The sequence below is a fragment of the Kluyvera huaxiensis genome, from assembly GCF_040149365.1.
Classification (GTDB): Bacteria; Pseudomonadota; Gammaproteobacteria; order Enterobacterales; family Enterobacteriaceae; genus Kluyvera; species Kluyvera intermedia_A.
Genome location: NZ_JBEFLV010000003.1, coordinates 168,032 through 190,302, shown reverse-complemented (window position 1 = coordinate 190,302; position 22,271 = coordinate 168,032). Strand labels below are relative to the sequence as shown.

Sequence of the window (22,271 nt, the reverse complement as noted above, 5' to 3'; positions counted from 1 at the left end):
GCGCAGAACCGTCAAAAATTTAAACTTGCATTAACTTTATTTTAACTTAAAGTATCATCTGTAATTCATTTTACTTTCGAACGAAAGATTATGAGGTTGATATGACGATTTCCTTTACCCACGAAACGCTGCCCGCCGACCCAAAAGCGGCCATTCGTCAAATGAAGCAGGCGCTGCGCGCGCAGATTGGTGATGTGCAGGCGGCATTCGACCGCCTGAGCACCATCATTGAAGCGCGGGTGGCGGAAATTAACGCCCTCAAGGCGCAAGGGCAGCCGGTCTGGCCGGTGATTCCATTTGCCGATATCGCGGCGGGCAACCTCAGTGACGCCACCCGCGCTGAGGTCAAACGTCGGGGCTGCGCGGTGATTAAAGGCCACTTCCCGCGCGAGCAGGCGCTGGCGTGGGATCGTTCAATGCTCGACTACCTCGACCTCAACCGTTTCGACGATGTCTATAAAGGCCCTGGCGACACGTTCTTTGGTTCACTCGACGCCTCGCGTCCGGAAATCTACCCAATCTACTGGTCCCAGGCGCAGATGCAGGCGCGGCAAAGTGCGGAAATGGCGCAAGCGCAGTCATTTTTGAATCGCCTGTGGCAGGTAGAAAGCGAAGGTCAGCAGTGGTTTAACCCGGATATCAGCGTGATTTATCCGGACCGCATTCGCCGCCGCCCGCCGGGCACCACCTCTAAAGGACTCGGCGCCCATACCGACTCGGGTGCGCTGGAGCGCTGGCTGCTGCCGGCCTATCAGAAGGTATTTGCTAGCGTATTTAACGGCAACATTGAACAGTACGATCCATGGAACGCAGCACATCGCACCGAAGTGGAAGAGTATACGGTGGATAACACTACCAAATGCTCGGTATTCCGCACCTTCCAGGGCTGGACGGCGCTGTCAGACATGATCCCAGACCAGGGACTGCTGCACGTGGTGCCAATTCCGGAAGCCATGGCCTATGTGCTGCTGCGCCCGCTGCTCGACGACGTTCCAGATGATGAACTATGCGGCGTAGCGCCTGGCAAAGTGCTGCCGATTTCCGAGAAATGGCACCCGCTGTTGATAAGCGCCCTCACCTCGATTCCCGCGCTGGAGGCCGGTGATTCCGTCTGGTGGCACTGCGATGTTATCCATTCGGTCGCCCCGGTGGAAAATCAGCAGGGCTGGGGGAATGTGATGTACATTCCCGCCGCCCCGATGTGCGCGAAAAATCTCGCTTACGCGCATAAAGTCAAAACGGCGCTGGAGCGCGGCGCATCGCCGGGTGATTTCCCGCGGGAAGACTATGAGGCCGACTGGCAGGGACGTTTCACCCTTGCCGACCTCAATATTCACGGTAAGCGCGCGCTGGGTATCGACGTCTGATTGCCATATAGGCCTTCTTGTTCCACGGCGGAGTGCCCTTTCCCCGGGCGCACCCGCCGCACCGATTCCCGCACCGCCAGACGACCGTGCAGCAGCAATGATCCTACCGGCGCGTCCGGGCGAATCAAGCGCTGCTGGAGCATCTGCACCGCTTCTACGCCCAGTTCATCACGCGGCACGTGCACTGCGGTCAGTGGGACATCTTCGATGGCTGCAAGATTAAACCCGTCGATACTCATCACCGACACATCCTGCGGCACACGCAGGCCGCGCTGGTTCAGAGCATTGATGGTGCCTGCAGCCATAAAGTCACCGCCCACCAGAAACGCCGTCGGCATCACCCGACCATTCCGTTCATCCAGCCACTGGCCCACTTTTTCTTCCGCTTCTTTGGCGCTAAAGCTGCTGATGTTCAGCAGATCGCGTTCATGTTCAAAGACCATGTTGTGCTGCCGCCACGACTCCTTCACTCCCGCTAAACGCTGCTCCATGGTGTATCGCCGCAGGCACATGACGTTCATCACTTCACGGTGCCCCATCTCAAACAGATAGCGGGCCGCAAAAGCACCAATCAGCCGATGATCCGGAGCAATCGCCGGAAGGCGCATGCGTTCATCGCGGCAGTTGATCAGCACGCAGGGTTTACCGAGATCGGCCGCCAGATCGTGAATGTGCGGATCGTCGATTCCCAGCAGGATCGCCGCCTGAGTTTCCGCTTCATTCATCCGCGACAGGAATAGCGCCGGGTCGCTGTCATTTTCCTCCAGCGGGCAGTAGCGCAGGCGTACCTCGTGCGCGGAAAGCGCTTTGCTGATGCTCTGGATCACGCGGTAGTAGAAGATATCCGAACGCTCATCGAATGCCCGCGGCGGCGCAAAGATAATCAGGCTGTTCAGCAGCATGCGTCCCGCAGCCAAACCGTCCATCACCCCAAGTTCACGGGCGCAGGCCAGTACCTGTTCACGCGCCCGAACGCTAGTGTTGGCTTTCCCGGCCAGTACCCGCGATACCGTGCTGGCGGAAAGCCCCGTGCGCCCGGCAATTTCCGCAATTTTCAGCTTCTTTTCCATTTTGTGATCCGCATCTAATTCAGAAATGAAAGAATTTTCATGACCTAAAAACCGCATTTTCTATGGCCTTAAGTAGGTATGCGTAATGTATATCAGCCATTCATGAAAAAACGTGCATAAAACCCACTTTCCTCGAATTTTGTTGTCGCCTACTGTGAATTGGTAGAACAACTTCCATACAAGAATGATGGAAGGTCGTAGAAATAAAACAAATAAATATCAACCAATTATAAAAAGTGGTGTGACAACTCTCCACGGAGTTGCCCCTCCGTTCCCTACATCTTCCTGTGGAGATCCCGATGAGTCAGGGTATCAATAACGATATGGCCGTGAGTAAACCGCGCCGAATAGTCAAGAACTTACGCTGGTGGGTACTGGTCCTGTTTTTACTGGGCGTAACCGTCAACTACATCACCCGTAACTCGCTGGGGATCCTCGCCCCGGAACTGAAAACCAGCCTCGGGATCACCACCGAGCAGTACTCATGGATCGTCGGTGCATTCCAGCTGGCCTATACCTTATTCCAGCCGCTGTGCGGTTGGCTGATTGACGTTATCGGCCTGAAGCTCGGCTTTATGATTTGCGCGGGGCTGTGGGCACTGACCTGCCTGCTGCACGCCGGAGCGGGCAACTGGCTACATCTGGCAATTCTGCGCTTCTTTATGGGCGGCGCGGAAGCTGCTGCCACGCCGGCTAACGCCAAAACCATCGGCGAGTGGTTCCCGAAATCCGAGCGTCCGGTGGCTGCGGGTTGGGCAGGCGTCGGCTTCTCTATTGGTGCGATGCTGGCACCGCCGATTATCTACTTCGCGCATGCTTCGTTCGGCTGGCAGGGTGCGTTTATGTTCACCGGCGTGCTGGCGGCGGCGTGGGTGGTGCTGTGGTGGGCGTTCTACCATAACCCAGATAAACACCCGAACCTGAGCAAAGAAGAGCTGGAATTCATCCGTCAGGATAATGAACCACCGGCGGTAAAATTGCCGTTCCTCACCGCGCTGAAAACAGTCGGCAAGAACAAGCGTTTTTACGGTATCGCGATCCCAGCCTTTATGGCTGAACCAGCCTGGGCGGTGATGAGCTTCTGGGTACCGCTGTATCTGTCCAAAGCCTACGGAATGGACCTCAAGCAGATTGCCCTCTTCGCCTGGCTGCCGTTCCTGGCCGCCGACCTCGGCAGCATCGCCAGTGGCTATCTGACCAAACTGTACGTTCGCCTGTTCGGCTGCTCCCGGGTGAATTCCATCGTGGCTTCTTCGGTCAGCGGCGCGTTCCTGATGATCTCCCTGGCAGCCATGGCCTTCACCAATAATCCGTATGTCGCGATTGCGCTGATCTCTGTTGGCGGTTTTGGCCACCAGATTATCTCCTGCATGCTCAGCGCCCTGGTGGTGGAGTCCTTTGATAAAGGCCAAATGGCCACCGTTAACGGTATGCGTGGTTCCGCCGCGTGGATCGCCAGCTTCGCCTTCTCCCTGATTATCGGGGTTACCGCCGACAAAATCGGCTTTAACCCATTATTTATCGCCATGGGTTTCTTTGACCTGATTGGCGCTTTCTTCCTGGTCACCTTTATTGCTGAACGTCGCGCAAAACGCGCCTGAGAGTGGATGTAAACATGAAAACGCTGAAAAACTGGACCCTGCAAAAACAGTCAACCCATCACGTCGAACTGAGCGTTGATGGCCAGCACACGCTGTGTCTGTACGTACTGGAAGAGAATCTGTTTCGCGTGCTGTTAAAACGCAAAGGCGAACTGGCGCTTAATCGCACCTGGAGTATTGCCCCGGCGCAGGATGTTCCCTGGGAAGGTCGCGATCGCGAGGATCTCAGCGGCTTTACCCTGCCCGGCTGGACGCTCAGCCAGCAGGACGACACGATAGTAGTAGCCACCGAATCCCTGCGGGCTACCGTCCACCAGCCGCTGTGGATTGAATGGCACTACCGCAATGCAGAAGGTGAATGGCAGACGCTGGTCAACGACCGTCCGACCAGCGCCTACCTGGTCAACGCCCATGGCGATGGCGTGGCGCACTATCAGAGCCGTCGTAAGGACGAACGTTTCTACGGCCTGGGTGATAAAGCGGGCGACCTGCAGCGCGGCGGTAAACGCTACGAGATGCGTAACCTTGACGCCATGGGTTATAACGCCGTCAGCACCGACCCGCTGTACAAGCACATTCCGTTCACCATCACCCGCCGTGACGACATCAGCTTCGGGCTGTTTTACGATAACCTCAGCAGCTGCTGGCTGGATCTGGGGAATGAAATTGATAACTACCACACCGCCTATCGCCGCTGGCAGGCCGAGGCCGGTGATATCGATTACTACCTGTTTACCGGCGAGCGCGTGCTGGACGTCACCAAATCATTTGTTCGTCTGACCGGGAAAACCCTGTTCGGGCCGAAATGGAGCCTCGGCTACAGCGGCTCGACGATGCACTACACCGATGCGCCGGACGCGCAAAACCAGCTGATGAACTTTATTCGCCTGTGCGACGAGCACGCGATTCCATGCGATTCATTCCAGCTATCGTCCGGCTACACCTCGATCAACGGCAAGCGCTACGTGTTCAACTGGAACTACGACAAAGTGCCGCAGCCGAAAGTCATGAGCCAGGCGTTTCACGATGCGGGGCTGCATCTGGCGGCCAACATCAAACCGTGTCTGCTGCAGGATCACCCGCGCTACGGGGAAGTGGCGGAAAGCGGGTTATTTATCCGTGATTCAGAAAGCAACGGACCGGAGCGTTCCAGCTTCTGGGATGATGAAGGTTCGCACCTCGACTTCACCAACCCGAAAACCGTGACCTGGTGGCAGGAAGGCGTCACCCAGCAGTTGCTGGAGCAAGGCATCGACTCCACCTGGAACGACAATAACGAGTTTGAAGTGTGGGATGGCGAAGCCCGCTGCTATGGCTTTGGCAACGAAATTGCCATCAAACATATTCGCCCGGTGATGCCGCTGTTGATGATTCGCGCCTCGCTGGAAGCGCAGCAGCGTTTTGCCCCTAACAAGCGCCCTTACCTGATTTCCCGTTCCGGCTGCGCCGGGATGCAGCGCTACGTGCAAACCTGGAGCGGCGATAACCGCACTAACTGGGATACCCTGCGCTACAACATCCGTATGGGCCTGGGTATGAGCTTGTCCGGGCTGTACAACCTTGGCCACGACGTGGGCGGTTTCTCTGGCGATAAGCCAGATCCGGAACTGTTTGTCCGCTGGGTACAAAACGGGGTGATGCACCCGCGATTTACCATCCACTCATGGAACGACGACCATACGGTCAACGAACCGTGGATGTACCCAGGCATTACGCCATGCATTCGTGAAGCGATTGAGCTGCGCTATCGCCTGATGCCGTACCTCTACACCTTGCTGTGGCAGGCGCACGTCGATGATGAACCGATGCTACGTCCTACTTTCCTTGACCACGAACATGACGAAGAGACCTTTGCCGAGTGCGATGACTTCCTGCTGGGTCGCGATCTGCTGGTGGCAAGCGTAGTGGAACAGGGTCAGCGCCAACGTCCCGTGTGGCTACCGGACAATGAGACCGGCTGGTACGATTTCTATACCGGCGAATGGTTCTCCGGCGGTCAACATATCGTCATTGATGCGCCGCTGGAGAAACTGCCGCTGCTGGTCCGCGCGGGCGCGGGTCTGCCGCTCAGCGAACGTATCGCCTTTGTTAACGTCAACGAAGATACCAGCCGCGAACTCAAGTTGTTCCCGGTTAAAGGCGTGGGTTCAACCAGCGGTCAGCTGTTCGAAGATGACGGTGAATCCTGGGGCTATAAAGAAGGCAATGCGCTGTGGCTGGATTGGGAGATGGTTTGCACCGGCAGTACAATTGACCTGAAGGTGAAAGCGCGCGGTGATTATCGCCCAGCCTGGAAAGCGCTGAAGGTAACACTGCCTGCGGGTGAGAAACGTCAGCTGTTGATTAACGGCGAAGAAAACGGTGAATGGGTGCGAGGATAACCTTGTACCGCAGCCCTCTCCTTCGGGAGAGGGCACGGCAATCAATATTACTCGACGCCTTTAGTACGCAGGTAATCTTCGTAGTTACCGGTGAAGTCCACCACGCGCTCAGGCGTAATTTCAATCACGCGGGTCGCCAGCGAGCTGACGAACTCACGGTCGTGAGAAACGAAGATCAGGGTGCCCTGATACATTTCCAGCGCCATGTTCAGTGATTCGATGGATTCCATATCCAGGTGGTTGGTAGGTTCATCCATCACCAGGATGTTCGGTTTTTGCATCATCAGCTTACCGAACAGCATACGACCCTTCTCACCACCGGACAGTACTTTCGCCGGTTTTTTGATATCGTCCTGGCTGAATAACAGACGCCCCAGGAAGCCACGGACCACCTGCTCGTCATCACCTTCCTGTTTCCACTGGCTCATCCAGTCGAATACGCTCAGGTCGTTATCGAAATCTTCTGCGTGATCCTGCGCATAGTAACCAATCTGCGCGTTCTCGGACCATTTCACGGTGCCATGATCCGGGGTCAGTTCGCCAACCAGCGTCTTCAGCATGGTGGATTTACCCACGCCGTTGGCACCCAGGATGGCAATCTTCTCGCCAACTTCCAGCAGCAGATTGAAATCTTTAAACAGCGGGCCGTTATCAAAACCTTTGCTGAGCTCTTCCACCGCCAGCGCGTTACGGAACAGTTTCTTATCCTGCTCGAAGCGGATGAACGGGTTCTGGCGGCTGGAGGCTTTCACTTCGTCCAGCTTGATTTTATCAATCTGACGAGCACGGGAGGTGGCCTGACGAGATTTAGAGGCGTTGGCGCTAAAGCGGCTAACGAAGGATTGCAGGTCAGCAATCTGCGCCTTTTTCTTAGCGTTATCAGCCAGCAGACGTTCACGCGCCTGGGTCGCCGCGGTCATGTATTCGTCGTAGTTACCCGGGTACACGCGCAGTTCGCCGTAGTCCAGATCCGCCATGTGGGTACACACCATGTTCAGGAAGTGACGGTCGTGCGAGATGATAATCATGGTGCTATCGCGATCGTTGAGCGTCTGCTCCAGCCAGCGAATGGTATCGATGTCCAGGTTGTTCGTTGGTTCATCGAGCAGCAGGATATCTGGGTTAGAGAACAGCGCCTGCGCCAACAGCACACGCAGTTTCCAGCCCGGTGCGACTTCGCTCATCAGACCGTAATGCTGCTCAACCGGAATCCCCACGCCCAGCAGCAGTTCACCTGCACGGGATTCCGCGGAGTAACCGTCCATCTCGCCGTAAAGCACTTCGAGGTCGGCCACTTTGTAGCCATCTTCTTCGCTCATTTCAGCCAGACCATAAATACGGTCGCGCTCTTGCTTCACTTCCCACAGCTCGCCGTGGCCCATGATCACCGTATCGAGCACGGTGAAGGTTTCGAAGGCGAACTGATCCTGGCGCAGCTTACCGATGCGTTCGTTCGGATCGAGGGAAACGTTGCCCAGCGTCGGTTCTAAGTCGCCGCCAAGGATTTTCATAAAGGTGGATTTGCCGCTCCCGTTAGCGCCAATCAGGCCGTAACGGTTGCCGCCGCCAAATTTGACGGAGATATTTTCGAACAGCGGCTTACTGCCAAACTGCATGGTGACGTTGCTGGTAACTAACACGGGAGTATCCTGAAGAATGTGACAAACCGCCTATTGTGCCACAATTCCGAATAAAAAGCGCCCGCCATCGCAAGACGCTAAACTGTAACTGAAGTGAAAAAAATGTGATTTAGTACACATCCGAATTCCATGCGGCACAGAATGCACATATAATGCGCTCCTACTAACAGGGTAAATTCCTAAACAACCGCCGTAAGGCACTGATACCTCGCACACATGAACATGAAATTAAAAACGATTTTCGCTGCGGCGCTTGCTGTCGTGGGCTTCTGTAATTCGGCATCTGCGGTAACGTATCCGCTGCCGACCAACGGCAGCCGCATTGTCGGTCAGAACCAGGTCATCACCATTCCTGACAACAATAAGCAACCGCTGGAATACTTCGCGGCCCAGTATCAGATGGGTTTGTCCAACATGCTGGAAGCAAACCCTGGCGTGGATACCTACCTGCCAAAAGGCGGCACCGTGCTGAATATTCCTCAGCAGCTGATCCTGCCGGATACCGTGCATGAAGGTATTGTCATTAACAGCGCAGAAATGCGTCTGTACTACTACCCGAAAGGCACTAACACCGTTATCTTGCTGCCAATCGGTATCGGCCAGTTGGGCAAAGATACGCCAATCAACTGGACGACCAAGGTAGAACGTAAGAAAGCCGGTCCAACCTGGACGCCAACGGCGAAAATGCACGCGGAATATATCGCCGCAGGCAACCCGCTGCCAGCCGTTGTTCCCGCCGGCCCGGATAACCCTATGGGGCTGTACGCGCTGTATATCGGCCGTCTGTACGCTATCCACGGCACCAACGCCAACTTCGGTATCGGCCTGCGTGTAAGCCACGGCTGTGTGCGTCTGCGTAACGAAGACATCAAGTTCCTGTTCCAGAACGTGCCGGTTGGCACCCGCGTCCAGTTTATTGATGAGCCAGTGAAAGCGACCACCGAGCCAGATGGCAGCCGCTTCATTGAAGTTCACAACCCGCTGTCTACCACGGAAGCGCAGTTCGAAGGTGGTGAAATTGTGCCAATCGCACTGACCCAGGCGGTACAGAAAGTGACTGGCCAGTCTGACGTTGACCAGAGCATCGTTGACCAGGCGGTTAAAAACCGTTCCGGGATGCCGGTTCGTCTGAACTAAGTCGGCTTCAAAATAGAAAATGGCGGGTTAATCACCCGCCATTTTTTTTAGCTGTTATTCACAATCACAATGCCGCCATGATCGTAACGATAGTGGCAGTGCGCGTACTCCAGCGGCGTCCCGTCGTCCAGATAGATAACCTGCTCCACTTCCAGAATTGGATCGCTCGGCTCGCAGCTCAGATGCTGCTGGTCCAGTTCATCCGGCTTTATCGCCCGAACGACGCGGTAGGAGCCCATCATTTTAAGCCCGAGATTGTCCTGCACGTAGCGAAACACCGAGCTTTCCAGATGCGCCTTACTCAGCCCTGGCACCAGCGATACCGGCATCACCGTGATATCCAACGACAGAGGTTCGCCGTTAAGCAAACGCAGGCGGACAAAATCGTAGACCGGCGCATCGGCGTTAATCAGCAATGAAGCCTGCTCTTTCTCGGTTGGAAAACGTAGCTCAAAGCGCACCACCTGGCTTTCAACCGTTCCCAGGTACCCCCAGGTTTCCGTGGCGCCAGAATAATCACTGCCTGGCACATCCCACTGCGAAAGCTGGAGGAAATTTTTGCGCACAAAAGTGCCCTGCCCCTGGCGGGTATAGACCAGCCCTTCGACTATCAGCTGGCGCATGGCCTGCTGGATAGTCATACGGCTGGTGCCAAATTCTGCCGCCAGCGCAAACTGGTCCGGCAGAGGGTCAGAAGCAGGATACTGCCGACTTATGATCCGCTTTTTAATTTCCCGCGCTATCGCGATGTACTTCGCTGCCATCACCCGCCTCTGTTTTTCTGTAATTACATCTCTTCGCCGTTGCTGTGAATGGCCTTTTTCAACCATGCATAACTTTTCTTCGGCACGCGGCTTAAATCTTTTAAGTCGTGGTTTTCACGGTTGACGTACACCACGCCGTAACGTTTACGCATATCGCCCTGCGAGCTAAGAATATCAATCAGCCCCCAGCCGAGGTAGCCAATCACCTGCGCGCCATCTTCAAAAATCGCCTCTTTCATGGCGTTGATATGGTCGCGATGGTAGGCAATACGGTAATCGTCAGCAATCTGGTTCTCACCGTCCCACGACTCAATGACCCCAATACCGTTTTCAATCGGGAACACCGGCAAGCGCCAGTCGTTGTAGTAACGGGTAATGATACTGCGAAAACCGAGCGGATCGATCTGCCAGTTCCATTCGGTGGCTTTCAGATGCGGATTCGGCTTATCGCCGAACAGCATGTAGTTGTTGACCGGCGTGTCTTTTGGAATCGGATCGCTGTCGAGCGTGCGGCTGGCATAGTAGCTGAACGCCATATAGTCGTTTTTCATGGTTGCCAGCACTGCCAGATCTTCATCGAGATAGATATCGCGCAGACCCGCTTTATCGACAAAATGCATCACTTCCGGGCTGTAGCCTTCACCGGCAAAGGCGCGCAGCAGGTTCTGGTTGAAGAATTCATCCAGCTGCTGAGCACAGAAAACATCGCGCGGTTTGCAGGTTGCCGGATAAACCTGAGCGTGTGCCAGCATGCCGCCCATCAGTTTGCCCGGTTTGGTCTGGTGCAGGTAATTGGTCAGATGCGCATGCGCCATCATCACGTGATGCTGAATCTGATAGAGCTCGCGCAGGGTTTTATCGCCGCGCATATAGCCGGAAATCAGGAAGGCTTCCGGCATGTGATACAGGTTCTGTTCGTTAAAGGTCAGCCACCAGGTGACGCGGTCGCCGAAGCAATCAATCATTTTCTTGCCGTAGCGGATAAAGGCTTCCAGCACGCGACGGTCGGTGAAACCGTTGTATTTTTCCGCCAGCGCCAGCGGCATATCGAAGTGGTAAAGGCAGATCATCGGCTCGATGCCACGCTCAATCAGCCCGGTGATGAAGCGCTCGTAGAAGGCGATACCCTCTTCATTAAATTCACCGTCGCCGGTTGGGCAGACGCGGCTCCAGGCAATCTGGAAGCGATAGCAGTTCATGCCCAGATCTTTCATTAAATCAAAATCTTCTTCAAAGCGATGGTAGGAATCCGTCGCCACCTTCCAGTCGGAGGCAAACTCTTTCGGCTCGCGAATATCGTAAACCGACATCCCTTTGCCGCCCTCATTCCACGCCCCTTCAGTCTGCATGCTGGACACCGAGTTGCCCCACAGGAAGTTGGCGGGCAGTGATGATTTCATTGTTTGGCTCCTATATGACTAGTCATTTAAAGTTCATGACTAGTCATATAACCGGAAGACGAAATAATCCGCAACCGAGAGGATCGATTTTTGTGAGATCAAAGTGGATTTCCCGGGCGGTTAACGCTCGCCCGGGAGGGATCAGTGGAGGATCAACAGCAGTCCGTAGCCGGTCGCCGCCGCCCACAGCAGCATGGGAATTGAGTAGAGATGGAAGCGCCACCAGATGCGCCGGTCTGCGGCCATACGCAGAGCAATCAGGTTGGCCAGCGATCCCGGCAGCAGGCCGAATCCACCGACGTTTACCGCCCAGGCCAGCAGCAGCGACGGCGGCACGTAGTTCAGCAGCAAAATGGTGGATGGCACATTGCTTATCACCTGCGATAAGCCAATCGCCGTCAGCCATAGCTGGCCGTCGGAGAGCGCACCGACACCGCTGAGCGATTGATTGAGCGCCGGAAGCTGGGTCAGCAGGTGCACATCAATAAACATCGCCATAAACACCAGCAGCAGCGTCCAGTCGACGCTAAACACCACGCGACGCGCCAGCAGCAGGAAACCTACGGCAACAATAACCAGCCCCCACAGCTCCTGCTTCATCTCCAGCGCGGCGAGGAAAATCAGATAGAACGCCAGACAGCTCCACACCAGCAGCGGCTGCCAGCTCGGCGTGCGATCGCTACTCTGAAAATCGAGTTTTTTCGCCGGGAAGCAGAACCAGCACAGCACCAGCAGCGTCACCATCATCGCCAGCGCAAGCGGCAGCATCTGCAAGGTAAAGGCCGGGAACGATAAACCCGAACGGCCCCACAGCAGAATATTTTGCGGGTTGCCGATAGGCGTTAATAACGACCCGGCGTTGACCGCCAGCGCCTCAAAAATAATCAGCCGGTTGACGGGCAACGCGCACCATTTTTTCAAGGTCAGGGTCAGCGGCACCACGATAAACAGCGCCACATCGTTGGTCAGAAAAGTCGACAGCAGCGCCGCAGCCAGTACCATAAACAGCGCCAGCTGGCGTTCGGTGACAAAGCGACGCGCCATTTTGCGCCCCAGGACATCAAAATAGCCGCTCTGCTCCACGCCTTTGGTCAGCAGCATCAGGCCGCTTAAGGTAATAATAGTGTGCCAGTCAATCGCCGCTGGCCAGCTGGCGGGCTGAAAGGGAACGAAAAAGCTCAGCCCAACGCCGATGATAATCAGCAGATGTAAAAAACGGTCGCCCATCAGCGACCGTATAAAAGGGAGGTTCATTCAGCCGATTGCCCGTGCTTTTGGGTAAACTGACGGAACATGTCCAGCGTCTCTTCGCTGACATGATGTTCAATGCCTTCCGCATCGCGGCGGGCCGTATCGGCGCTGACGCCCAGCACCAGCAGGAAGTTCTCCACCACCTGATGACGTTCGCGACTCTCCTGCGCCAGCTTCTCACCTTCTGGAGTCAGAAATACGCCGCGCCATGGGATCTGTTCAATCAGCCCTACGCCCGCCAGACGTTTAAGCATTTTGGCGACGGTCGGTTGAGACACGCCCAGACGGGCCGCCATATCAACCTGTCGCGCTTCACCGACTTCGTTGATCAAATCAGAAATCAGCTCAACGTAATCGTCAATCAGCTCCCGACGGTGCGCTTCACGCACCTGACGAAAGCCTTCAACGTGTTCTTCGACATTCACTAGCTGCGTCACTTTTTTTGTTATTGGCGTACCTGCGCGACGACCCATAGAACTTCCTCATCATGTGTGACGCCTGAACGCGTCATATCAAGTGAGCCCATTGTAATGGATTGTGACTCGAGCACAAAAATTTAACGTTTTAGCCATAGCTATAAAATATAGCCTATGCTATATCTGTATGTAATACGAACGCTCATCAAGGATTGACGAGCTGAATGCAGGAGGAACCATGAACGAATTCAAGAGGTGTATCAGCGTGTTTAGCCACTCTCCTTTTAAAGTACGCTTGATGTTAATCGGTATGCTGTGCGACCTGTTCAATAGCAAGCCACCACAGGACACTCCGTCCCGCTAAGCGGCGTCGCGACGCCGCTTCATCATCCTGTCACAATCCGCTGGCAAGCTACCCGTTTGCGCCCTAAATCCCCGCTTATTTTCTGGTTTTGTAATCACCATCCCAAAACATTTCGTTATCAGCAGTTGACCCAATAATAAGCTGGCTTTATCTTCTTGCAGCCCTGTACTTTGCATCCCCCTCTTCACGCATTGTCTGGTCAATAAAGAACCCTTGACGCCAGGGGACGCACATGGCGTTTTTATAGTTGCGATTTATGAATCTAACCCTGAAAGACACCCTTGCCGCACGTGGGCTTGCTATTAGCCCGTGGACGGGATTTTATTTTTTACAATCTATTCTGATTAACCTGGCGCTGGGCTATCCATTTAGTCTGCTGTATGCGGTGGCGTTTACCTGCGTGCTACATTTGCTGTGGCGCACGCTACCCAAAGTGCAAAAGGTGATTCTGGGGATTTATTCACTCGTCGCCGCGCTCTATTTCCCGTTCAGTACGGCCTACGGCGCACCAAACTTCAACACCCTGTTGGCGCTGCATTCCACCAACATGGAAGAGTCGACGGAAATTTTCACTATTTTCCCGTGGTACAGCTACCTGGTCGGCCTGTTCATTTTTGTACTTGGGGTGATTGCCGTTCGACGCAAACCTGCGGCAAAAACGCGCTGGAATCTGATGAATACGCTGTGCCTGCTGTTCAGTATTGGCGTCTTTTTTGTGCAGCCGATTCAAAATCAGCTCTACGGCGGCGTGTTTAAACTTAAAGACAGCGGCTACCCGGCGTTTCGCTTTGTAAAAGACATTATCGTCAACAATAACGAAGTGCTGGATGAGCAAAAGCGCATGGCCGAGCTTTCCGGAGTCAAAGACACCTGGAACGTGGTTGCGGTGAAGCCGAAGTATCACACTTATGTCGTGGTGATCGGCGAGAGCGCGCGCCGCGATGCCCTCGGCGCATTTGGCGGCCATTGGGATAACACCCCGTTTGCCAGCACGGTTAACGGCAATCTGTTTACTGACTACATCGCTGCCAGCGGCTCAACGCAAAAATCGCTGGGCCTGACGCTCAATCGGGTCGTCGATGGTAAACCTCTGTACCAGGATAACTTTGTAACGCTGGCAAACCGCGCGGGTTTTCAGACCTGGTGGTTCTCCAATCAGGGGCAGATTGGCGAATATGACACGGCAATCGCCAGCATTGCGAAACGCGCGGATGAAGCCCATTTCCTGAAAAACGGTGATTTTGAAGCCGACAAAAACACCCGCGACGAAGCGCTGCTGAAAATGACCGAGCAGGTGCTTTCTACCCAGCGCAGCCAGCCGCAGCTGATCGTTCTGCACCTGATGGGGTCACACCCGCAGGCCTGCGACCGTACTCAAGGCAAGTATGCGCAGTTTGTGCAGTCAAAAGAGACCTCATGCTATCTCTACACCATGACGCAAACCGACAACCTGCTCAGTCAGCTGTACACGCAGCTACGCAGTAGCACCGACAGCTTCTCGCTGGTCTATTTCTCCGACCACGGTCTGGCATTTAAAGAGCGCGGTAAAGCGGTGCAGTACCTGGCGCATGACGATAAATATCAGCAGAACTTCCAGGTGCCATTCATGGTGCTTTCAAGCGACGACAAAACGCACAACGTGATTAAAGCGCGCCGCTCGGCCAACGATTTCCTGAGCTTCTTCTCGCAGTGGACCGGCATTCAGACCAAAGAGATCGCGCCGAAGTATCGTTTTATCTCGAAGCAAAAAGCTGGAAAAGTGTTCATTACCAACTTCCAGTTACAAAAAGTGGACTACGATACGCTCAAGACCGATCTCTTTGATCCTAAAAGCTAATCCTTCCACCGACTCTTTCGCTATTCGTTGGCCTGGCATTCAGGTTGACGGATAGCGCCTAACCTAAGACTATACTGTCTTCATCACCGGGTTGGTCATTTCGTTGGCATACGGTCGTGCAGCGACGCTGATGTTGGGAAAGCTAATCTGGGGGATGGTTGAATCTGGCGGGAAACTGGTTTAGAAAGGACATTAAAAAAGGGGTCATAATGACCCCTTTTATTATCACCGAAGTGATTAGAAGCGGTAACCTGCACCAACAATCCAGGTACCAACGTCAACGCTACGAATGCGAGACTGCTCGTAAGAGAAGTCCAGAGCAACGTTTTCGATTGGGTTGAACTGCAGGCCAGCGCCGTAAGAGAAACCGTAGTCGCTGGTGCTGTCGTTGATTGGGAACTGGTTGCCCTGTGCTTTACCGTAGCCCAGACCAATTACACCGTAGATGCTTGCCCAGTCGTTCAGACGGTAAGCTGGACCAGCGGTGATGCCGTAGTACTGGCCTTTAGTGTACACGCCGTTCTGGGTGTCACTTTTTTCGGTGTAGGTGAAGGAGCTGATCACACCCAGTGGGCTGTTGTCAGCTTCGTAGCGATATTTCAGGTTGAAGCCGCCAGCTTTGTTAGCGACGCCCTGCATATCACTCTGAGCGTAACCACCGGTAACGGTGGAAGTTGCAGCTACGGCAGTACCTGCGGAAACAGCCAGAACTGCGGCCAGTGCTGAAAGACATGCAATTTTTTTCATAACCACCTCAAATGTGCTTCTAATAAGTCCTAAGTTTTAAATATATCAAAAATTGTTAAGAAACTCTTTCGGCCTGATGATGTCTAAGGGCATCTTTGATGTAACAATTTTTTTCCATCTATCGATATCCCTTTCATTAATAACGTATTTTTACGTTAAATCCCATCATGGCTGTGGTAAAAACATCACGCCACTTTCCAGACAATTCCTAATTTGACAGACGAAATAATCATCGACTAAGCAAATTCTACTCGTTCCATGTCGTTTTTTTTTCAACAAATCCTCAACCGCCGCGCACTATTTCCATTACACTGCCGGTTTTACCTCGTTTGACAAAAATTGACAGGAATAAGATGTCCGGCACGTCTCGCAAGCTACCATCATGGTTACCTATACTGGTCATCTTAATCTCGATGATCTCCATCCAAAGCGGCGCATCTCTCGCTAAATCATTGTTTCCATTGATTGGTGCTCCCGGCGTTACCGCCCTGCGCCTGGCGCTGGGCACGCTTATCCTGGTCGTTGTCTTTAAACCGTGGCGACTGCGTTTTGCGAAAGAGCAGCGTCTGCCGCTGCTGTTCTACGGTTTGTCCCTCGGGGCAATGAACTATCTGTTCTATCTTTCCCTGCAGCGCATTCCGTTAGGCATTGCGGTGGCGCTCGAATTCACCGGTCCACTGGCCGTGGCGTTGTTCTCCTCACGCCGACCGGTCGATTTTATCTGGGTGATTCTGGCGGTTGCCGGCCTGTGGTTCCTGCTGCCTTTGGGCCAGGACGTTGAACACGTTGATTTAACCGGTGCCCTGCTGGCGCTGGGGGCTGGCGCAGGTTGGGCCGTCTATATTCTGGCCGGACGCCGTGCGGGCGAGGAACATGGGCCTGCAACGGTCGCAATGGGGTCGCTGATTGCCGCCATCGTGTTTGTCCCGCTCGGTGCGTTTCAGGCCACCGAGGCGCTGTGGCACTGGTCGCTGCTGCCGATCGGTTTGGCGATTGCCGTTCTTTCTACCGCCCTGCCCTATACGCTTGAGATGATCGCCTTAACGCGTCTGCCTACCCGCACATTCGGTACATTGATGAGTATGGAACCGGCGATCGCCACGCTGTCCGGCCTGGTCTTCCTTGGCGAAACCCTAACGTTTAGCCAGACGCTGGCATTGGGCGCCATTATTATGGCATCGATGGGGTCAACGCTGACGATGCGTCAGGAAACAAAGATAGAAAAAGTAGATATCGGATAATGCTATTTATTATGCATAGTGTGTACCACTATGCATAATATCCAACAAAAACAGCGCGGTTATTTGCCTGAGATCAACAAGCATATTTAAAAAATAGACACAAATCAAAACACCAACAGCAAGCAACTGTTTAATAAGAATTTTACCCCATCACAATGCGCTCACTATCAAACCTATAGGCACAACCAAAAATACACCCCCGTTAACGGTGCTATACTTATTTTCGTTAATTCATAAGGACGCAAATACACCCGTATTTATCGGTGTATCAGCTTAAGAGGATATATGATTATGAGTACTGCAAAACTGGTCAAAACTAAAAACGCCCAACTTCTCTATACGCGTAACGATGTTCCGGAAAGCGAAAAACAGGCTACCGTTGCGTTACTCAACCGTCAGGTTCTACAATTTATCGATCTGTCGCTGATTACCAAACAGGCACACTGGAATATGCGTGGCGCCAACTTCATCGCCGTCCATGAGATGCTGGACGGCTTCCGCACCGCGCTAACCGACCATCTGGACACCATGGCTGAACGTGCCGTGCAGCTTGGCGGTATTGCGCTCGGTACCACCCAGGTTATCAACGCGCAAACCCCGCTGAAAAGCTATCCATTGGATATCACCAGCGTACAGGATCACCTGAAAGAGCTGGCCGAACGTTACGCGATTGTCGCCAACGATGTGCGTAAAGCCATTACCGAAGCGAAAGACGAAGATACCGCCGATATTCTCACCGCCGCCTCGCGCGATTTGGATAAATTCCTGTGGTTCATCGAAGCGAATATTGAATAACCATAAGTAAACGCAATGACCTCCCGGCCTCACCGGCCGGGAGTTAATGCACTAAAAAAGTGCAGCCAAATGGTCAAAAACCTCGCCAAAGTAAACAACTTGTAATAGTCACCTCACACAATCGTTAATAAAAGATTGTTTTCCCCCCTGCGTTTGCGCTAAAAAACACCGTACTTAACAATGCGCCTTTCATGCACCATTTTGGTGCCCTGACATGGTGCGTATGGACATTTATCCTGCCAAGTTTGTGCAGTGAGAAAAACATTATCTGTTAAGAAACAATGCATTGTGAAGTTGGCACGATTTTTTCATAAGCCGATTGTTCTCGCAGGGGATCGCCCCGTGGATATAAAAGGAAATGCTATGAAGTCAATGTTTAAAGTTTCACTGGCTGCACTCACCCTGGCTTTTGCGGTTTCTTCTCAAGCAGCTGAGAAACAACTGGTTGTGGCAACGGACACCGCGTTCGTTCCGTTTGAATTCAAACAGGGTGACAAATACGTCGGTTTCGACGTGGATCTGTGGGCCGCTATCGCCAAAGAGCTGAAGCTGAACTACACCCTGAAGCCAATGGACTTCAGCGGCATCATTCCTGCACTGCAGACCAAAAATATCGATCTGGCGCTGGCCGGTATCACGATTACTGACGAACGTAAAAAAGCGATCGATTTCTCCGACGGCTACTACAAAAGCGGCCTGCTGGTCATGGTGAAAACCAATAACAACGACATCAAGAGCGTAAAAGATCTGGATGGCAAAGTGGTCGCGGTGAAGAGCGGTACTGGTTCCGTTGATTACGCGAAAGCGAATATCAAAACTAAAGATCTGCGCCAGTTCCCGAACATCGACAACGCGTATATGGAATTAGGCACTAACCGCGCTGACGCCGTTCTGCACGACACGCCAAACATTCTGTACTTCATCAAAACCGCCGGTAACGGTCAGTTCAAAGCGGTCGGTGAGTCACTGGAAGCACAGCAGTACGGTATCGCGTTCCCGAAAGGCAGCGACGATCTGCGTGAGAAAGTGAACGGCGCGCTGAAAACACTGCGCGAGAATGGCACCTACAACGAAATTTACAAAAAATGGTTCGGTACTGAGCCAAAATAATTATTCTTAAGAATGACTGATTAGTTCAGGGGCGACCTTTCGCCCCTGTTGTTTTTGAAAAACCACGGTAACAGGAATACTTACTATGCAGTTTGACTGGAGCGTCATCTGGCCTGCCATTCCAATTTTATTGGACGGCGCCAAAATGACTCTGTGGATCTCGATCCTCGGGTTGGCAGGCGGTATTATTATCGGCCTGCTGGCAGGCTTAGCCCGCACCTACGGTGGCTGGATAGCCAACCACGTAGCCCTCGTGTTTATCGAAGTGATCCGCGGCACGCCTATCGTTGTGCAGGTGATGTACATCTACTTTGCCCTGCCAATGGCTTTCCCCGATATCCGCATCGATACCTTCACCGCGGCGGTGATCACTATCATGATCAACTCCGGGGCGTACATCGCGGAAATCACCCGCGGTTCGGTACTATCGATTCATAAAGGCTTCAGCGAAGCAGGACTGGCGCTAGGCCTCTCACGTCGCGAAACCATTCGTCATGTAATTATGCCGCTGGCGCTGCGTCGTATGCTGCCGGCACTCGGCAACCAGCTGATTATCAGTATCAAAGATACGTCGCTGTTTATCGTGATCGGTGCCGCCGAGCTGACCCGTAGCGGTCAGGAAATCATTGCTGGCAACTTCCGCGCGCTGGAAATCTGGACCGCCGTTGGCGTCATCTACCTGATCATCACTCAGGTACTGAATATCGTGCTCCGCATTCTTGAAAGAAGGATGAAAATCCTGTGATTGAATTTAAAAACGTCTCTAAGCACTTTGGTCAAACCCAGGTGCTGCACAATATCGACCTCGATATCAAACAAGGGGAAGTGGTAGTTATTATCGGGCCATCGGGCTCCGGTAAATCGACCCTGCTACGCTGCATCAACAAACTGGAAGAAATCACCAGCGGCGATCTGTTCGTTGATGGTCTGAAGGTCAATGACCCGAAAGTTGATGAGCGCCTGATTCGTCAGGAAGCCGGGATGGTGTTCCAGCAGTTCTATCTGTTCCCACACCTGACGGCGCTGGAAAACGTGATGTTTGGCCCAACCCGCGTTCGCGGCCTGAAAAAGGACGCCGCGGAAACATTAGCTAAAGATCTGTTAGCCAAAGTCGGTCTGGCCGAGCGCGCTCATCACTATCCGTCTGAACTTTCCGGCGGCCAACAGCAGCGCGTGGCTATTGCCCGTGCGCTGGCGGTGAAACCGAAAATGATGCTGTTTGATGAGCCAACCTCTGCGCTGGACCCGGAACTGCGCCATGAAGTGCTGAAGGTAATGCAGGATCTGGCGGAAGAAGGCATGACGATGGTTATCGTGACCCACGAAATCGGCTTTGCTGAGAAAGTGGCTTCTCGCCTGATCTTTATTGATAAAGGGCGTATCGCCGAAGATGGCAACCCGCAGGAGCTGGTGAAGAACCCACCAAGCCAGCGTCTGCAAGAGTTCCTGCAGCACGTATCCTGATACAACGCCGTTTATCCCGCCCGGGATAAACGGCGCTTTTCTTAGCGTTTACGCGCCAGGAAACGACGGCGCTGATCGTCATCCATAAACGACCAGGCAATGAAGCGGCTCTGTTTCTGCCCTTGCGCCATCTCTTTTTTCACCACTTTCACGGCACCCACGTCGGTTAACGCACGGTACAACGGCGGCAGATTTTCGCCTTTCGACACCAGCGAGGTGAACCACATCACCTGACGGCCAAACTCCTTACTCTCAGCAATCATCTGCTTGATAAAGGCCACTTCGCCGCCTTCACACCACAGCTCCTGCTGCTGACCGCCGAAGTTCAGCGCAGCGTCACGATCCTGCCCCAGGTTACGACGCTTACGCTCGCCGCCTGCACGCGCGGCGGCGGCAGAGTCATGGAACGGAGGGTTACACAACGTGGCATCAAACTGCTCGTTTTTATGAATAATGCCGTTAAACATCGCGGTGAGATCTTTCTGACGACGCAGACGAATCATGCGATTCAGCGACGGGTTAGCGCTGAGGATCGCCTGAGCGCTGGCAAACGCCTGAGGATGCGTCTCGCTGCCGGTAAAACGCCAGCCGTACTCATGTGCGCCAATCAGCGGGTAAATGCAGTTTGCGCCAACGCCGACATCCAGAATGCTCGCACCTTTCACCACTTCGCCACGCTCGTCGCTGAGCAAATCGCCAAGATGGTGGATATAGTCAGCACGTCCCGGTACCGGTGGGCAGAGGAATCCTTCCGGGATATCCCACTCTTTGACCGCGTAAAAATGGGCCAGTAGAGCCTTATTCAGCGTTTTAACCGCCTGTGGGTCGGCGAAATTAATAGTTTGCTCCCCAACCGGGTTGAGGGTAATAAAATCGCTCAGCGCGGGGCAAGCGTCACACAACGCGGCCAGATCGTAGCGATCATGATGACGGTTGCGCGGATGCAACCCCGGTTTTTGGGTAGTCATGACTTTCTCCTGTCTTAATGCCGCGTAAGATACCCGTTGACGGCGGTGCGGTAAATAAGGGAGTCTGGATTCCTGCGATTAAATGACAGGTGTGCCATGTATTTTTATCAGCCTTCTCAGGGACACGGACTGCCGCACGATCCACTGAACGCCATCGTCGGGCCACGACCCATTGGCTGGATTGCCTCCGTTGACGCGCAAGGCCGCCCTAACCTTGCACCCTATAGTTTTTTTAACTGCTTTAACTATCGCCCACCGATCATTGGTTTCGCCAGTAGCGGCTGGAAAGATAGCGTGCAGAATATCGTCGACACCAAAGAGTTTGTCTGGAACCTGACCACCCGCGATTTGGCGGTGGCAATGAATGAAAGTTCCGCCAGTTTGCCGCACGGTGAGAACGAGTTTATCCGTGCCGGGCTGACTGCGGCCCCAAGCCGCCTGGTAAAAGCACCGCGCGTTGCGGAAAGCCCGGTCAACTTTGAATGCCGGCTATCGCAGTGTATTCAACTCACCGGCGCGGACGGCACCGCCGTGGACACCTGGCTGGTTCTCGGCGAAGTAGTGGGTATTCATATTGCGCAATCGTTGCTGGAAAATGGTATCTACCAGACGGCACGTGCGCAGCCGGTACTGCGTGCCGGTGGCCCATCGGCCTACTACACCATCGATGAAAATCACCGTTTCGATTTGATTCGTCCAGACGCCCGCCAGGGCTGAT

At 53.8% G+C, this 22,271-nt stretch carries 20 protein-coding genes; 12 read left to right on the top strand and 8 right to left on the bottom strand.

The window, feature by feature from the left end:
* Positions 1 to 101 precede the first annotated feature (101 nt).
* Complete coding sequence (locus tag ABOC97_RS04850; RefSeq protein WP_349594680.1) at positions 102 to 1,367, top strand: DUF1479 domain-containing protein; 1,266 nt, start codon at positions 102 to 104, stop codon at positions 1,365 to 1,367.
* On the opposite strand, the gene ABOC97_RS04845 is transcribed toward ABOC97_RS04850, so the two are convergent.
* A complete protein-coding gene (locus tag ABOC97_RS04845; RefSeq protein ID WP_349594678.1) occupies positions 1,334 to 2,437 on the bottom strand; it encodes a LacI family DNA-binding transcriptional regulator in 1,104 nt (367 codons plus the stop codon). The two genes, ABOC97_RS04850 and ABOC97_RS04845, sit on opposite strands and share 34 nt — an antisense overlap.
* Positions 2,438 to 2,736: 299 nt before the next feature.
* Between ABOC97_RS04845 and ABOC97_RS04840 the strand changes: the two genes are divergently transcribed.
* Both ABOC97_RS04840 and ABOC97_RS04835 read left to right on the top strand, forming a co-directional pair.
* Entirely contained in the window at positions 2,737 to 4,038 is a 1,302-nt protein-coding gene (locus ABOC97_RS04840) for an MFS transporter (protein ID WP_349594676.1), read from the top strand.
* 14 nt (positions 4,039 to 4,052) lie between these two features.
* Entirely contained in the window at positions 4,053 to 6,419 is a 2,367-nt protein-coding gene (locus ABOC97_RS04835) for a glycoside hydrolase family 31 protein (RefSeq protein WP_349594673.1), read from the top strand.
* A 47-nt stretch (positions 6,420 to 6,466) separates the two neighbouring features.
* On the opposite strand, the gene ABOC97_RS04830 is transcribed toward ABOC97_RS04835, so the two are convergent.
* Positions 6,467 to 8,059 (bottom strand): ABC-F family ATPase, encoded by a 1,593-nt coding sequence (locus ABOC97_RS04830; RefSeq protein WP_349594670.1) that lies wholly within the window; start codon positions 8,057 to 8,059, stop codon positions 6,467 to 6,469.
* Positions 8,060 to 8,275: 216 nt separating this feature from the next.
* Here ABOC97_RS04830 and ldtB point away from each other — a divergent pair, with 216 nt between their 5' ends.
* Positions 8,276 to 9,196, top strand: a complete 921-nt coding sequence (gene ldtB, locus ABOC97_RS04825) for a L,D-transpeptidase (protein ID WP_349594667.1) — start codon at positions 8,276 to 8,278, stop codon at positions 9,194 to 9,196.
* A 47-nt stretch (positions 9,197 to 9,243) separates the two neighbouring features.
* On the opposite strand, the gene ABOC97_RS04820 is transcribed toward ldtB, so the two are convergent.
* From ABOC97_RS04820 to mntR, 4 genes are all read right to left on the bottom strand, one after another.
* Entirely contained in the window at positions 9,244 to 9,960 is a 717-nt protein-coding gene (locus ABOC97_RS04820) for a GntR family transcriptional regulator (RefSeq protein ID WP_349594664.1), read from the bottom strand.
* A gap of 23 nt (positions 9,961 to 9,983) precedes the next feature.
* The gene (locus ABOC97_RS04815; RefSeq protein WP_349594661.1) at positions 9,984 to 11,360 is read right to left on the bottom strand and encodes a glycoside hydrolase family 1 protein; all 1,377 of its coding nucleotides are present in this window, start codon (positions 11,358 to 11,360) and stop codon (positions 9,984 to 9,986) included.
* A 141-nt stretch (positions 11,361 to 11,501) separates the two neighbouring features.
* Complete coding sequence (locus ABOC97_RS04810) at positions 11,502 to 12,614, bottom strand: anion transporter (protein WP_349594658.1); 1,113 nt, start codon at positions 12,612 to 12,614, stop codon at positions 11,502 to 11,504.
* Positions 12,611 to 13,084 (bottom strand): manganese-binding transcriptional regulator MntR, encoded by a 474-nt coding sequence (mntR, locus tag ABOC97_RS04805; protein ID WP_234504913.1) that lies wholly within the window; start codon positions 13,082 to 13,084, stop codon positions 12,611 to 12,613. Before mntR ends, ABOC97_RS04810 begins: the two co-directional genes overlap by 4 nt.
* A gap of 181 nt (positions 13,085 to 13,265) precedes the next feature.
* On the opposite strand from mntR, the gene mntS reads away from it, so the two are divergent.
* Together mntS and ABOC97_RS04795 are read left to right on the top strand one after the other, a co-directional pair.
* The gene (mntS, locus tag ABOC97_RS04800) at positions 13,266 to 13,391 is read left to right on the top strand and encodes a manganase accumulation protein MntS (RefSeq protein WP_234504915.1); all 126 of its coding nucleotides are present in this window, start codon (positions 13,266 to 13,268) and stop codon (positions 13,389 to 13,391) included.
* A 256-nt stretch (positions 13,392 to 13,647) separates the two neighbouring features.
* On the top strand, positions 13,648 to 15,228 hold the full coding sequence (locus ABOC97_RS04795) for a phosphoethanolamine transferase (RefSeq protein ID WP_349594655.1): 1,581 nt from the start codon (positions 13,648 to 13,650) through the stop codon (positions 15,226 to 15,228).
* Positions 15,229 to 15,465: 237 nt separating this feature from the next.
* Here ABOC97_RS04795 and ompX read toward each other — a convergent pair whose 3' ends face one another.
* Positions 15,466 to 15,975, bottom strand: a complete 510-nt coding sequence (gene ompX / locus ABOC97_RS04790; protein ID WP_234504918.1) for an outer membrane protein OmpX — start codon at positions 15,973 to 15,975, stop codon at positions 15,466 to 15,468.
* Positions 15,976 to 16,328: 353 nt separating this feature from the next.
* Between ompX and rhtA the strand changes: the two genes are divergently transcribed.
* The 5 genes from rhtA to glnQ all read left to right on the top strand — a co-directional run bounded on the left by rhtA (position 16,329) and on the right by glnQ (position 20,585).
* The gene (gene rhtA / locus ABOC97_RS04785) at positions 16,329 to 17,216 is read left to right on the top strand and encodes a threonine/homoserine exporter RhtA (protein ID WP_234504930.1); all 888 of its coding nucleotides are present in this window, start codon (positions 16,329 to 16,331) and stop codon (positions 17,214 to 17,216) included.
* A gap of 291 nt (positions 17,217 to 17,507) precedes the next feature.
* Complete coding sequence (gene dps / locus ABOC97_RS04780) at positions 17,508 to 18,011, top strand: DNA starvation/stationary phase protection protein Dps (RefSeq protein WP_349594651.1); 504 nt, start codon at positions 17,508 to 17,510, stop codon at positions 18,009 to 18,011.
* A gap of 363 nt (positions 18,012 to 18,374) precedes the next feature.
* Positions 18,375 to 19,121, top strand: a complete 747-nt coding sequence (glnH, locus tag ABOC97_RS04775; RefSeq protein WP_234504936.1) for a glutamine ABC transporter substrate-binding protein GlnH — start codon at positions 18,375 to 18,377, stop codon at positions 19,119 to 19,121.
* 85 nt (positions 19,122 to 19,206) lie between these two features.
* A complete protein-coding gene (gene glnP, locus ABOC97_RS04770; RefSeq protein WP_349594649.1) occupies positions 19,207 to 19,866 on the top strand; it encodes a glutamine ABC transporter permease GlnP in 660 nt (219 codons plus the stop codon).
* A complete protein-coding gene (gene glnQ, locus ABOC97_RS04765; protein ID WP_349594646.1) occupies positions 19,863 to 20,585 on the top strand; it encodes a glutamine ABC transporter ATP-binding protein GlnQ in 723 nt (240 codons plus the stop codon). The genes glnP and glnQ overlap by 4 nt, the downstream gene beginning before the upstream one ends.
* 41 nt (positions 20,586 to 20,626) lie before the next feature.
* Here glnQ and rlmF read toward each other — a convergent pair whose 3' ends face one another.
* On the bottom strand, positions 20,627 to 21,553 hold the full coding sequence (rlmF, locus tag ABOC97_RS04760) for a 23S rRNA (adenine(1618)-N(6))-methyltransferase RlmF (RefSeq protein WP_349594643.1): 927 nt from the start codon (positions 21,551 to 21,553) through the stop codon (positions 20,627 to 20,629).
* A gap of 96 nt (positions 21,554 to 21,649) precedes the next feature.
* Between rlmF and ABOC97_RS04755 the strand changes: the two genes are divergently transcribed.
* Complete coding sequence (locus ABOC97_RS04755) at positions 21,650 to 22,270, top strand: flavin reductase family protein (RefSeq protein ID WP_349594640.1); 621 nt, start codon at positions 21,650 to 21,652, stop codon at positions 22,268 to 22,270.
* Position 22,271 lies beyond the last annotated feature (1 nt).

Bases quoted from the DNA above. Each gene is read 5' to 3' on its own strand.
- ABOC97_RS04850 (WP_349594680.1), top strand. From the start codon at position 102: ATGACGATTTCCTTTACCCACGAAACGCTGCCCGCCGACCCAAAAGCG.
- ABOC97_RS04845 (WP_349594678.1), bottom strand. From the start codon at position 2,437: ATGGAAAAGAAGCTGAAAATTGCGGAAATTGCCGGGCGCACGGGGCTT.
- ABOC97_RS04755 (WP_349594640.1), top strand. From the start codon at position 21,650: ATGTATTTTTATCAGCCTTCTCAGGGACACGGACTGCCGCACGATCCA.
- ABOC97_RS04835 (WP_349594673.1), top strand. From the start codon at position 4,053: ATGAAAACGCTGAAAAACTGGACCCTGCAAAAACAGTCAACCCATCAC.
- ABOC97_RS04815 (WP_349594661.1), bottom strand. From the start codon at position 11,360: ATGAAATCATCACTGCCCGCCAACTTCCTGTGGGGCAACTCGGTGTCC.
- ABOC97_RS04795 (WP_349594655.1), top strand. From the start codon at position 13,648: ATGAATCTAACCCTGAAAGACACCCTTGCCGCACGTGGGCTTGCTATT.
- dps (WP_349594651.1), top strand. From the start codon at position 17,508: ATGAGTACTGCAAAACTGGTCAAAACTAAAAACGCCCAACTTCTCTAT.
- glnP (WP_349594649.1), top strand. From the start codon at position 19,207: ATGCAGTTTGACTGGAGCGTCATCTGGCCTGCCATTCCAATTTTATTG.
- mntS (WP_234504915.1), top strand. From the start codon at position 13,266: ATGAACGAATTCAAGAGGTGTATCAGCGTGTTTAGCCACTCTCCTTTT.
- mntR (WP_234504913.1), bottom strand. From the start codon at position 13,084: ATGGGTCGTCGCGCAGGTACGCCAATAACAAAAAAAGTGACGCAGCTA.
- rhtA (WP_234504930.1), top strand. From the start codon at position 16,329: ATGTCCGGCACGTCTCGCAAGCTACCATCATGGTTACCTATACTGGTC.
- ldtB (WP_349594667.1), top strand. From the start codon at position 8,276: ATGAACATGAAATTAAAAACGATTTTCGCTGCGGCGCTTGCTGTCGTG.
- ABOC97_RS04820 (WP_349594664.1), bottom strand. From the start codon at position 9,960: ATGGCAGCGAAGTACATCGCGATAGCGCGGGAAATTAAAAAGCGGATC.
- ABOC97_RS04810 (WP_349594658.1), bottom strand. From the start codon at position 12,614: ATGAACCTCCCTTTTATACGGTCGCTGATGGGCGACCGTTTTTTACAT.
- rlmF (WP_349594643.1), bottom strand. From the start codon at position 21,553: ATGACTACCCAAAAACCGGGGTTGCATCCGCGCAACCGTCATCATGAT.
- glnH (WP_234504936.1), top strand. From the start codon at position 18,375: ATGAAGTCAATGTTTAAAGTTTCACTGGCTGCACTCACCCTGGCTTTT.
- ompX (WP_234504918.1), bottom strand. From the start codon at position 15,975: ATGAAAAAAATTGCATGTCTTTCAGCACTGGCCGCAGTTCTGGCTGTT.
- ABOC97_RS04840 (WP_349594676.1), top strand. From the start codon at position 2,737: ATGAGTCAGGGTATCAATAACGATATGGCCGTGAGTAAACCGCGCCGA.